This is a genomic window from Streptomyces sp. NPDC005899 (assembly GCF_040629645.1).
In the GTDB taxonomy this organism is placed as follows: Bacteria; Actinomycetota; Actinomycetes; order Streptomycetales; family Streptomycetaceae; genus Streptomyces.
This window is the reverse complement of record NZ_JBEXWB010000205.1, coordinates 1-11,454: the sequence shown is the minus strand read 5'-3', so window position 1 is coordinate 11,454 and position 11,454 is coordinate 1. Positions and strand designations below refer to the sequence as shown.

8 protein-coding genes and 2 pseudogenes are annotated in these 11,454 nt (G+C 71.2%); 6 read left to right on the top strand and 4 right to left on the bottom strand.

The genetic code is table 11. The annotated features are described in order from the left end of the window. Together ABZ371_RS21375 and ABZ371_RS21370 are read left to right on the top strand one after the other, a co-directional pair. The coding region (locus tag ABZ371_RS21375; RefSeq protein WP_358681995.1) for a PQQ-binding-like beta-propeller repeat protein at nt 1–1,687 on the top strand (1,687 nt) is incomplete at its 5' end. Nucleotides 1,688–1,934: 247 nt separating this feature from the next. Continuing rightward, nucleotides 1,935–2,633 (top strand): LuxR C-terminal-related transcriptional regulator, encoded by a 699-nt coding sequence (locus tag ABZ371_RS21370; RefSeq protein ID WP_358681992.1) that lies wholly within the window; start codon nt 1,935–1,937, stop codon nt 2,631–2,633. A gap of 29 nt (nt 2,634–2,662) precedes the next feature. Here the strand turns inward: ABZ371_RS21370 and ABZ371_RS21365 are convergent, their stop codons facing one another. Both ABZ371_RS21365 and ABZ371_RS21360 read right to left on the bottom strand, forming a co-directional pair. Beyond that, entirely contained in the window at nt 2,663–2,950 is a 288-nt protein-coding gene (locus ABZ371_RS21365) for a hypothetical protein (RefSeq protein ID WP_358681990.1), read from the bottom strand. 15 nt (nt 2,951–2,965) lie between these two features. Then, the gene (locus ABZ371_RS21360; protein WP_358681988.1) at nt 2,966–4,636 is read right to left on the bottom strand and encodes a sodium:solute symporter family protein; all 1,671 of its coding nucleotides are present in this window, start codon (nt 4,634–4,636) and stop codon (nt 2,966–2,968) included. A gap of 238 nt (nt 4,637–4,874) precedes the next feature. Here ABZ371_RS21360 and galT point away from each other — a divergent pair, with 238 nt between their 5' ends. From galT to galK, 3 genes are read left to right on the top strand one after another with little or no spacing between them, the layout of a single operon-like run. Then, the gene (gene galT / locus ABZ371_RS21355; protein ID WP_358681985.1) at nt 4,875–5,918 is read left to right on the top strand and encodes a galactose-1-phosphate uridylyltransferase; all 1,044 of its coding nucleotides are present in this window, start codon (nt 4,875–4,877) and stop codon (nt 5,916–5,918) included. Then, nucleotides 5,915–6,895 carry a UDP-glucose 4-epimerase GalE gene (gene galE / locus ABZ371_RS21350; RefSeq protein ID WP_358681982.1) on the top strand — a complete coding sequence of 327 codons (981 nt, stop codon included), beginning with the start codon at nt 5,915–5,917 and terminating at the stop codon, nt 6,893–6,895. Before galT ends, galE begins: the two co-directional genes overlap by 4 nt. After that, nucleotides 6,892–8,076: a galactokinase gene (galK, locus tag ABZ371_RS21345; RefSeq protein WP_358681980.1), complete on the top strand. Its 1,185-nt coding sequence runs from the start codon at nt 6,892–6,894 to the stop codon at nt 8,074–8,076. Before galE ends, galK begins: the two co-directional genes overlap by 4 nt. On the opposite strand, the pseudogene ABZ371_RS21340 reads toward galK, so the two are convergent. Both ABZ371_RS21340 and ABZ371_RS21335 read right to left on the bottom strand, forming a co-directional pair. Further along, nucleotides 8,066–8,503: pseudogene (locus ABZ371_RS21340) on the bottom strand (GNAT family N-acetyltransferase); the annotation flags it as partial. The gene galK and the pseudogene ABZ371_RS21340 overlap by 11 nt on opposite strands. Before the next feature lie 165 nt (nt 8,504–8,668). Then, nucleotides 8,669–9,418, bottom strand: a pseudogene (locus tag ABZ371_RS21335) (YhjD/YihY/BrkB family envelope integrity protein); the annotation flags it as partial. 17 nt (nt 9,419–9,435) lie between these two features. Between ABZ371_RS21335 and ABZ371_RS21330 the strand changes: the two are divergent. Next, nucleotides 9,436–11,073, top strand: coding sequence for an acyl-CoA dehydrogenase family protein (locus tag ABZ371_RS21330; RefSeq protein WP_358681978.1), 1,638 nt, complete (start codon nt 9,436–9,438; stop codon nt 11,071–11,073). Nucleotides 11,074–11,454: the final 381 nt, after the last annotated feature.

The window sequence follows — 11,454 nt, the reverse complement described above, 5'->3', positions numbered from 1 at the left end:
CCCGCCGCCCGGCGGCTTCGGCGCACCGCAGACGCCTCCGCCCGGCGGTCCGCCGCAGGGCCCCGCCTACGGCTATCCGCAGGCGCCGCCTCCGGGGCAGCCGGGCTACGGCTTCCCGCAGGGCCCGCCCGGACAGCCCGGCATGCCTCCGCACCAGGGCTACGGCTACCCGACGGCTCCGATGCAGCCCCAGTACCTCCCGCCGCAGCCGGGCGGGAGCGGTGGCGGGTTCTCCACCCAGATGAAGATCATCGTGGCCGCGGCCGTCGCGGTGGTGCTGATCATCGGCGGCGGAGTCCTCTACGCCTCCTCCGGCGACGACGACGGCGGCAAGGGCACCGAGGCGTCCTCGGCCGGCTCCACGGGCGGTGGCGGAGAGGGCAAGGACGGCAAGGGCGACGGCCTGGGCGGCGGCGCCGAGAAGGCGCCGGCCACGACCAGGTCCACCGTCGGCTTCCAGCTGCCGCAGCCGAAGGTCGCGGACACCACCACGGTCGACGGTTCCTGGGTCACCGACAAGGCGTACGTGAAGACCGGCGTGTACGAGATCACCGGCTACGACCTCGCCAAGGGCACCAAGCTCTGGTCGATCCCGCTCAAGGGCCAGCTCTGTGCCGCGTCCAAACACATGAGCAAGGACTACAGGACGGCGATCGCGTTCGAGGACGGCAGGCCGAGCGCCCAGGACAAGTACCCCTCCTGCACCCAGGTCGGTGCCCTCGACCTGGCCACCGGCAAGCTGATGTGGAGCAAGTCGGTCACCTCCGCATCCAGCGGTGACGAGCCCGTCCGCTTCAACGAGGTCACGCTCAGCGGGACCACGGTCGCCGCGGGCGGCACCAGGGGCGGCGCCGCCTTCAACCTGGCGAACGGCGCCGAGCTCTGGAAGCCGAAGACCGACACCAACAACTGCTACGACATGGGGTACGGCGGCGGCGAGGCCCTCGCGGTGGTCCGCAAGTGCGGCACCTACGACGCCCCGCAGCTCACCGTGCAGGCGCTGAACCCGACCACGGGCGCGCCGCTCTCCTCGTACGACATGCCGGCCGGTGTCGAGTACGCGAGCATCGTCTCCACCAAGCCGCTCGTCGTGGCGGCCGACGTCGGCGACACCGCCGGTGACGGCAGCAGCATCTCGGACTTCTTCTCGATCGACGCGGCCACCGGCAAGCTGACCGTGCGGATCTCCGCCGACGCGGACAAGTACGCGGCGCGCTGCGGTTCCACCGAGGTCGAGAAGTGCCAGAACCTGGCGGTCGGCAACAACCGGCTGTACCTGCCGACCGAGGAGCACGAGGGCGGTGGGGAGTACGGCGACACGAACGAGATCGTGGCCTTCGACCTGACCACCGGCAAGCTCGTCGGCGGCAAGGCCGACGCGGGTGACCGCTACACGCTCAGGCCGCTGCGCATGGACGGCACCAACGTGATCGCCTACAAGCAGCCCCCGTACGACAAGGGCGGCCAGATCGTGTCCGTCGACGGCTCCACCTTCGAGCAGACGGTGCTCATGGAGAACCCCGACGACAAGGCGGTGCGGGACGCGGAGACCAGCTTCTCCAGCGACTACGCGGAGTTCATCTACGAGAAGGGGCGGCTGTTCATCTCGGAGACGATGCTCAGCAAGCCCCGGACGAGCGCGGTGGACGACAAGGAGTACCTCGTCGTCTCCTTCACCACCGGCTGACCCGTGCGCGGGTGAGCGGCGCGGTCCGCGTCCACGGCCCTGCCGGTCGATCATTCGACCGGCAGGGCCGATCGTTTTCCGCCCGGCAAGTGGCTGTGACCGTGCAGAAACAAGCATTCCGAGTGGCTTCTGCCCGGTAGAGGGCACGACACGTCGAACAAGCGTGTAGCTTGCCGGGTCAGAGGGCCGGGGGGCCTGTTCCGGGGTCACAGAGCGGCACGGCGCCGCACACAGGGGGGCAATCTCGATGGGCGTGCGGCTCATGGTGGTCGACGACCACCGACTGCTCGCCGAGGCGCTCGCCTCGGCGCTCAAGCTGCGGGGCCACCGGGTGCTCGCGGCGGCCGCGCCGACCGCCGGATCGGCCGAACTCGTCGTCAGCAGGGCGCCGGAGGTCTGCCTGTTCGGCACGGCGGCGCCCGCCGAGCCGGGCGCGTTCGACCCGATCACGCGGATCGGGCGGGAGCGCCCGCAGGTGGCCGTCGTCGTGCTCGGCCCCGTCCCCAGCCCGCGCGGGATCGCCGCCGCCTTCGCCGCGGGGGCCGCCGGGTACGTCCGCCACGACGAGCGCATCGAGGGCGTGGAACGCGCGATGGTCAAGGCACGGGCGGGGGAGGCGGCGGTCGCTCCGCAGCTGCTGCGCGGCGCGTTCGCGGAGCTGCTCCACCCGGTGGCCGAACCGGACGACGAGGGACAGCGGCTGCTGCGGTTGCTGACCCCTCGCGAGGTCGAGGTGCTGGTCCGGGTCGCCGAGGGCGAGGACACCCGGCTGATCGCCGCCGGAATGGCCATCGCGCCGAGCACCGCCCGCACGCACGTGCAGCGGGTGCTGATGAAGCTGGGCGTCGGCTCCCGGCTGGAGGCCGCGGCCCTCGCCGCCCGGACGGGGCTGCTGGACCGGGCCTCCTCGGCGCACACGCCGCGGGGGCGGGACCCCCTCGCGTGAACGCGTGAGGTCCCGCCCCCGCCGCGCGGTCAGCTCTCCGGCGTGGTGGGCGCCTCCTCCGCCACCTGGACCGGGCGCAGCTTCATCCAGATCAGGAAGAAGAGCCCGAGGGCCAGCATGGCCAGGCCGGTCCACAGGTTGATGTGGACCCCCTGGGCCTTCTCGAGATCGGCCTCGGAGGGGTTGATGCCGGCGATGGTGACGATCACTCCGTAGACCACGAAGAGTCCGCCGATGATCCGCCGGATGTCGAAGAGCCGGGCCGCGGTCGCGGACGTGCGCTCCAGTTCGGAGACTTCCTTGTGCAGGTCGGACATGGTGAGTGCCTCCGATCAGAGCGAGTAGGGCAGGTAGCAGAGGGCGGCGAGGACCATCGCGCCCCAGCCGAGCAGGGCGGGCTTGCGGTACCAGGCGCCGTCGCCCTCCTCCGGGAGCTCGTCGGCGTCCGGGGACGCGGTCCCGTACACCAGGCCGGCCAGCTCGGCCTCCGGCTTGGGAGCCGTGAAGAGGGTGACGACGACCATGACGACCGCACCGGCGACGAAGCCGACGATGGCGGAGACGAAGTTGGCGCCCTGGTCGGACGGGATGTCGATGATGCCCTGCTCGTAGACGACGAAGTAGTTGACCATCGCGGCGGTGGTGCCCGCGACGAGACCCCAGACGCCGGACTTCATCGAGGCCCGCTTCCAGAACATCCCGATGATGAAGACGACGAACATCGGGACGTTGAAGAACGAGAACAGGGTCTGCAGGTACGTCATGATGTTGGAGAAGCTGGCCGCGATGAACGCCGTGCCGATCGAGGCGAGCACGCCCACCGCGGTGATCAGCCGCCCGAAGCGCAGGTAGTAGGCGTCCGGCCGGTCCTTCTTCACGTACCGCTGCCAGATGTCCGTGGTGAACACCGTGTTGAACGAGGACACGTTGGCGGCCATGCCGGCCATGAAGGCGGCCAGCAGGCCGGTCACCGCGATGCCGAGGACGCCGTTCGGCAGGAGTTCCTGCATCAGCAGCGGGATGGCGTCGTTGTAGGTGAGGTCGGAGTCCGCCGTACCGATCCTGGGCACGAGGACGGCGGCGACCAGTCCCGGGATCATCACCACGAAGACGATGAAGATCTTCGGGAACGCGGCGATCAGCGGGGTGCGCCGGGCGGCCGACAGGTTCTTCGCGGACAGCGCGCGCTGCACCTCGGCGAAGTTGGTGGTCCAGTAGCCGAAGGAGAGCACGAAGCCGAGGCCGAGGACGATCGTCAGCCAGTTGGCGCCGAGCGGGTTGGCGTCACCGATGCCGGTGCCGCCCCACGCGGTCATGAAGTCGCCGCCGTGCTGTTTCTCCAGGGAGCCGCTCAGCCCGTCCCAGCCGCCGACGCGCTTGAGGCCCAGCAGGGTCAGCGGGATCAGCGCGGCGAGGATGACGAAGAACTGCAGGACCTCGTTGTAGATCGCCGAGGACAGGCCGCCGACGGTGATGTAGAGCAGGACGAACACGCCGGCGACGACGATCGCGACCGAGCGGTCCCAGCCGAGCAGCGCCTCCACGACGATCGACAGGGCGTAGAGGTTCACGCCCGCGATCAGGATCGCCGCGAAGGCGAAGAGTATGGAGCTCAGCAGGTGCGCCGACCTGTCGAAGCGCTGGAGCAGGAACTCCGGCACGGAGCGGACCTTCGACCGGTAGTAGAAGGGCATCATCACGAGGCCGAGGAAGACCATGGCCGGGATGGCGCCGATCCAGTACCAGTGCACGACCGCGACGCCGTACTGAGCGCCGGTCGCCGCCATGCCGAGTATCTCGGTGGCGCCGAGGTTCGCCGCGACGAACGCCAGACCGGTCACCCACGCGGGCAGCGACCGGCCGGAGAGGAAGAAGTCCAGGCTCGTTTTCACACTTGCCCGGGCGGCGAACCCGATGCCGAGCACCACGACGAAGTAAATCGCCAGAATTGTGTAGTCGAGCCCGTTCGTGGGGAGCCGGAGCCCTTCGGCCAGATAGTGCATGGGGGGTATCCGCTTCGTTGCGTGAACTGAACCCGTCGGAACCTACGCCTTTGTGTTCGAGAACTGAACAGTCTGGCTGGGCTTCTTTGTTCGATCGTGATCGAGTGGAGCGGAATATGCGTATATGACCCCACGGCGGGACCCTGCGGGTGGTCATGCCGCCGCAGCATTGACTCGCGTGTTCGCTTGTGATTTGTTATGTGCGGTTATGTTGGAGGGCGGTACATGGAGGAGCCTGGTGAAGAAGACGGTTACGAGCCTCGCCGACGGCCGTGAGCTGATCTACTACGACTCCGCGGACGACACGGTCCGCGACGCCGTCGACCGGCGGCCGCTCGCCCCCGTCTCGACGTCCTCGGAGATCCGCCGCGACCCGCTGCTGGGCGACGCGGTGGCCATCGCCTCGCACCGCCAGGGCCGCACCTACCACCCGCCGGCCGACGAGTGCCCGCTCTGCCCCTCACGGGACGGCCGGCTGAGCGAGATCCCCGACGACCACTACGACGTCGCCGTCTTCGAGAACCGCTTCCCCTCCCTCGCCGGGGACTCCGGCCGTTGCGAGGTCGTCTGCTTCACCTCCGACCACGACGCGTCCTTCGCCCGGCTCACCCGGGAACAGGCCGCCCTCGTCCTGGACGCCTGGACCGACCGGACGGCGGACCTCGCCGAACTGCCGCAGGTCACCCAGGTGTTCTGCTTCGAGAACCGGGGCGCCGAGATCGGTGTCACGCTCGGCCACCCGCACGGGCAGATCTACGGCTACCCCTTCGTCACCCCGCGCACCGAGCTGATGCTGCGCTCGGCGGCGGCCCACCGGGAGGAGACCGGCCGCAACCTCTTCGACGACGTCGTCGCCCGGGAGCTGGCCGACGGGTCACGCGTCGTCCTGGAGGGCGAGCACTGGGTCGCGTTCGTGCCGTACGCGGCGCACTGGCCCTACGAGGTCCACCTCCATCCGCGCCGCCGCGTCCCCGACCTCCGGGACCTGGACGACGCCGCCCGCACGGAGTTTCCACAGGTCTATCTGGAACTCCTGAGGCGTTTCGACCGGATCTTCGGCCCGGGTGAGCCCCCGACCCCGTACATCTCGGCCTGGCACCAGGCCCCCTTCAGGGTGCCCGGCCGGGAGGAGTTCGGTCTGCATCTGGAGCTTTTCACCATCCGGCGCACGTCCGGCAAGCTGAAGTTCCTCGCGGGTTCCGAGTCCGGCATGAACGTGTTCATCAACGACGTGCCGCCGGAGGCCGCGGCCCAGCGACTGCGAGAGGTAGCGAGCGAGTGAGCAACCCCGGTAAGAAGTACCTGGTCACGGGCGGAGCGGGATATGTCGGTGGGGTGGTCGCCGCCCACCTGCTGGAGGCCGGCCACACCGTGACCGTCCTGGACGACCTGTCGACGGGCTTTCGCGAAGGGGTCCCCGCGGGGGCCGAGTTCATCGAGGGCCGAATCCAGGACGCCGCCAAGTGGCTCGACGCCTCCTACGACGGGGTGCTGCACTTCGCCGCGAGCTCGCAGGTCGGCGAGTCCGTCGTCGACCCCGAGAAGTACTGGCTGAACAACGTCGGCGGGACGACCGCCCTGCTCGCCGCGATGCGCGACGCCGGGGTGCGGACCCTGGTGTTCTCCTCCACCGCCGCGACCTACGGGGAGCCGGTCTCCACCCCCATCACGGAGTCCGACCCCACCGCGCCCACCAGCCCGTACGGCGCCACGAAGCTCGCCGTCGACCACATGATCACGGGCGAGGCCGCCGCACACGGCCTGGCGGCCGTCTCCCTGCGCTACTTCAACGTCGCCGGGGCCTACGGCAGCCAGGGCGAACGCCACGACCCCGAGTCGCACCTCATCCCCCTGGTCCTCCAGGTGGCACTGGGGCGGCGCGAGTCCGTCTCCGTCTACGGGGACGACTACCCGACCCCGGACGGCACCTGCGTCCGCGACTACATCCACGTCGCCGACCTCGCCGAGGCCCACCTGCTGGCCCTCGACGCGGCCGCCGCGGGCGAGCACCTCATCTGCAACCTCGGCAACGGCAACGGCTTCTCCGTGCGGGAGGTCATCGAGACCGTCCGTCAGGTCACCGGCCACCCCGTCCCGGAGACCCCCGCCCCCAGGCGCGGCGGCGACCCGGCCATCCTCGTCGCCTCCGCCGCCACCGCCCGGGAGCGCCTCGGCTGGCGGCCGTCCCGCGCCGGCCTGACCGCGATCGTGGCCGACGCCTGGACGTTCGCCCGCCGAGAGGAGCTCCCCACCCCATGACCGAGCCCATGAGCGACCACGCGCTGACCGCGGCCTTCACCGCGCTGTACGGGACCGCGCCCGAGGGGATCTGGGCCGCGCCCGGACGAGTGAACCTGATCGGTGAGTACACCGACTTCAACGACGGCTTCGTCATGCCGCTGGCCCTCCCGCACAGCGCCCGCGCGGCCGTCGCCCGCCGCACGGACGGCGTGCTGCGGCTGCACTCCACCGACGTACCCGGCGGGGTCGTCACCCTGCGCGTCGACGAGCTGGCCCCGCACTCGGGGCACGGCTGGGCGGCCTACCCGGCCGGCGTCGTCTGGGCGCTGCGGGAGGCGGGCCACCCCGTCAGCGGGGCGGACGTCCAGCTGACCTCCACCGTCCCCGTCGGGGCCGGGCTCTCCTCCTCCGCCGCCCTCGAGGTGGTCACCGCACTCGCCCTGAACGACCTCTTCGAGCTGGGGCTCACCGCGCCGGAACTCGCCGTCCTGGGCCAGCGCGCGGAGAACGCCTTCGTCGGTGTGCCGTGCGGAGTGATGGACCAGATGGCCTCGGCGTGCTGCACGCCGGGCCACGCGCTCCACCTCGACACCCGCGACCTCGGCCTGCGCCAGGTCCCCTTCGACCTGGCAGCCCAGGGGCTGCGGCTCCTGGTCGTCGACACCCGGGTCAAGCACGCCCTGGGGGACGGTGCCTACGCGGAGCGCCGGGCCGGCTGCGAGGCGGGGGCCCGGGCGCTGGGCATGGCGACCCTGCGCGACCTTCCCTACGAGGAACTGGGCACCGCGCTCGACACCCTGGCGGCGTCGGGCGAGGACGAGTCGGTCGTGCGCTACGTCCGCCACGTCGTGAGCGACAACCACCGGGTGGAGCGGGTCATCGGCCTGCTCGACGCGGGCGAGGTGCGTGCGACGGGCCCCATACTCACCGAGGGGCACGTCTCCCTGCGGGACGACCTGCGCGTCTCGTGCCCGGAGCTCGACCTCGTGGTCTCCTCGGCGAACGCCGCCGGGGCGCTCGGGGCGAGGATGACCGGGGGCGGCTTCGGCGGCTCGGCGATCGTCCTCGTGGAGGAGGGGACGGCGGACCAGGTCGCCAAGTCGGTCTCCGAAGCCTTCACCTCCGCCGGGTACGCCACCCCGGGCGTCTTCCCCGCGGTCCCCTCGGCGGGGGCCCGCCGGATCGCTCCAGCTGCTTGACCAGGACGTACTCGGTGACGCCGGGCGGATAGTCCGCGACCTCGCCGACGACCTCGTACCCCCGCTTCCGGTAGAAGGCGGGGGCCTGGAAGTCCCAGGTCTCCAGCCGGGAGCGGGTGCAGGCCCGGTCCTCCCGGGCGAGGCGCTCCGCCTCGGCCAGCAGCCGCGTGCCCAGCCCGCTGCCGCGGTGGCGGGGGTCCACCCAGAGCAGGTCCACGTGGAGCCAGTAGGCCCAGGTCCGTCCGGCCAGCCCTCCGGCGAGTCCGTCCTCCGGGTCGAGGAACCAGACGTCCAGCGGGAGTTCGTGCTCACCGACCGTGGAATGCAGGGCCCGCAGCTGTGGTGATCCGTCCCAGTTGTCGTCGTGTAGCCGACGACTCAGCAGAATACGACGCTCCTTGTCCACTTCTGTTTCAAGACGGAACATGAAACACACCCTAAACACCTTCCGGAGACAGTTCCGTCAATCGGCTTCCACCGTCCGTCCCCCGCCGTACGCTGATGCGCAGCACCGGTGGGGGCCGGTGCCGTTTCAGGGGACGAGACAGTCGGACACGACGCCCGGGCGGGTGGCGGTCGGCACACGGCGGCGGCTGCCCAGCACCCACATCGCCAGCGCCACCAGGGCCCCGGGCACGTCCTCCATCCACGGGGAACGGACGGGTACGGACACGTGGTAGAGCGTCGTGAGGAACGCGATGGACAGCAGTATGACCAGGGGCCAGTACAGGACCGCCAGGACCTCGGTGCCCCAGGGGACGAACTCCACCACCCGGTCGGGGCCGACCACCAGCAGCGGCAGCACGACCGCCCCGAGCAGCAGGGCGACGACGTACAGCAGGAAGGCCAGCAGGCGGGTCCGGACGATGCCGCGGTGGCCGTCGAGCCCGTACATCACGGTGATGGTGTCGATGAAGACGTTCACCGCCCGGGAACCCGACCAGAGGGCGATCGCGAACCCGATCGAGATGACGTCGGGGCGGGCGCCCGTGGTGACGTCGTCCATGAGCGGTTTGGCGATGTCGTTGACGCCGCGCTCGGACAGCACGGTCTGCACCGCGTCCAGGATGTTCCGCTCGAGGGAGGCGACCGTCGTGGTGGCCGTCCAGTCGTCGACGTATCCGAGCAGCCCGATCAGGCCGAGCAGCAGGGGGGGCAGGGACAGCAGGGTGAAGAAGGCCGCTTCGGCCGCGAGCCCGAGGATGCGGTACTCCATGCACGAGTTGACCGTGTCCTTGAGCAACTGCCACGCCATCTGGCGCTTGGACACGTTGCGGTAGAGGACTCGCGCCCGGTGGAGCCGGCCCGGTGGCCGCTCGGGTGTTTCTTTTGCTGCCTGCACCTCCTTACCGTATCGGCATGGCAGCAACCACCCACACAGTGACCAACCAGGTTCCGCCGCTGGTCGGCTACGACGTCTTCGCGACCGACCGGGCGCTGACGGAGGCCGTCGAGCGGCACACCGGACCGGAGATCCTCGACGAGGTGCGAAGCGAGCTCCGCTCGCTCGGAACGGCCGCCGGTTCCGCCCAGGCCCAGGCATGGGGAGCCCAGGCGAACGAGAACCCGCCGAAGCTGCGCACCCACGACCGCTACGGGCACCGCCTCGACGAGATCGAGTTCCATCCCTCCTGGCACCGGCTGCTGGGGCACGCGGTGTCGGCCGGGCTGACCGACGCCTGGGGCCGGCCGGCCGGGCACGTCCGCCGGGCGGCCGGCTTCCTGGTGTGGACGCAGGCCGAGGCCGGCCACGGCTGCCCGCTCTCCATGACGCACGCCGCGGTCCCCGCCCTGCGGACCGACCCGGCGCTCGCCGCCGAGTGGGAGCCGCTGCTCACCTCCCACGTGTACGAGGAGGGGCTGCGGCCGGCGCCGGAGAAGGCCGGTGTGCTCTTCGGGATGGGCATGACGGAGAAGCAGGGCGGCACCGACGTGCGGTCCAACACGACCCGGGCCGAGCCGCTGGCCGGCGACGGGGAGTACCTGCTCACCGGGCACAAGTGGTTCTGCTCGGCGCCCATGTCCGACGGCTTCCTGGTCCTGGCCCAGGCCCCGGGCGGGCTGAGCTGCTTCCTCGTGCCGCGCGTCCTGCCGGACGGCACCCGCAACGTGTTCGCGATCCAGCGCCTGAAGGACAAGCTGGGCAACCGGTCCAACGCGTCCGGCGAGGTCGAGTTCGACGGCACGTGGGCCCGCCGGGTCGGTGAGGAGGGGCGCGGGGTGCGCACCATCATCGAGATGGTCGCGGCGACCCGGCTGGACTGCGTGGTCGGTTCGGCGGCACTGATGCGGCAGGCGGTGGCGCAGGCGATCCACCACGGCGCGTACCGCAGCGCGTTCGGCGGGCTGCTCATCGAGAAGCCGCTGATGCGCAACGTCCTGGCCGATCTCGCCCTGGAGTCGGAGGCGGCGACCACCCTGGCACTGCGGCTGGCCGCCGCGTACGACGCGGACACCGACGAGGAGCGGGCCTTCCTGCGGATCGCCGTGCCGGCCGCGAAGTACTGGGTGACGAAGCGGTGCACCGCCGTGGTCGGCGAGGCCCTGGAGTGCCTGGGCGGCAACGGTTACGTCGAGGAGTCCGGGATGCCCCGGCTGCTGCGTGAGGCCCCGCTGAACTCCATCTGGGAGGGTTCGGGCAACGTGCAGGCGCTCGACGTGCTGCGGGCGCTCCAGCGCGAACCGCGCGCGCTCGACGCGTTCCTGCGGGAGATCGGGAAGGCCCGCGGCCAGGACCACCGGCTGGACGGGGCGGTCAAGGACCTGCTGACGGAACTCGCCGACCTGGAGGGTGTCGAGGCGCGGGCCCGGCGGATCGTGGAGCGGATGGCCCTGGTGCTGCAGGGGTCGCTGCTGCTGCGCTGGGCTCCGCCGGAGGTCGCGGACGCGTTCTGCGCGTCGCGGCTGGGCGGCGACTGGGGGGCGGCCTTCGGGACCCTGCCGCACAGCCTGGACCTGGCCTCGGTGGTGGAGCGGGCCCGGGCTCAGGACCGGTAGGCCTCCCGGCGGGGCGCGCCATCGCCGGAAAGGACGGGGCCTGGGCCCCGTGCGAGCGGCGGAGGGTGGTGCCGCGCCGACACGGCGCCACCCTCCGCGCTTGTGCTCCACCGCCCGAGGGGACCGGGCCCCGCCGCGCGGTGAGCCACCACTCTCGTACGGCCGAAGGGCCGCCACCAGGGTTGCAGGAGGTTGCAGCCTTTGTGCGGAGTGCGCGGTGGCGTCGCCCGGAGCACGGCAGGATGGTCCCGGGCCCGGTGCTCCTCTTCCGGACCGGACCCACGCACCATGGGGGGAGCGTCATGAGAACAAGCCCTGCCACGGCGCCGTCGGCGGCCGTCGCCCCGTACGCCGCGCAGAGCACGCGCCGGCTCCACCGCG

Coding starts and splice junctions, on each gene's coding strand:
- ABZ371_RS21370 (WP_358681992.1), top strand. CDS start 1,935: ATGGGCGTGCGGCTCATGGTGGTCGACGACCACCGACTGCTCGCCGAG.
- ABZ371_RS21365 (WP_358681990.1), bottom strand. CDS start 2,950: ATGTCCGACCTGCACAAGGAAGTCTCCGAACTGGAGCGCACGTCCGCG.
- ABZ371_RS21360 (WP_358681988.1), bottom strand. CDS start 4,636: ATGCACTATCTGGCCGAAGGGCTCCGGCTCCCCACGAACGGGCTCGAC.
- galK (WP_358681980.1), top strand. CDS start 6,892: ATGACCGAGCCCATGAGCGACCACGCGCTGACCGCGGCCTTCACCGCG.
- ABZ371_RS21330 (WP_358681978.1), top strand. CDS start 9,436: ATGGCAGCAACCACCCACACAGTGACCAACCAGGTTCCGCCGCTGGTC.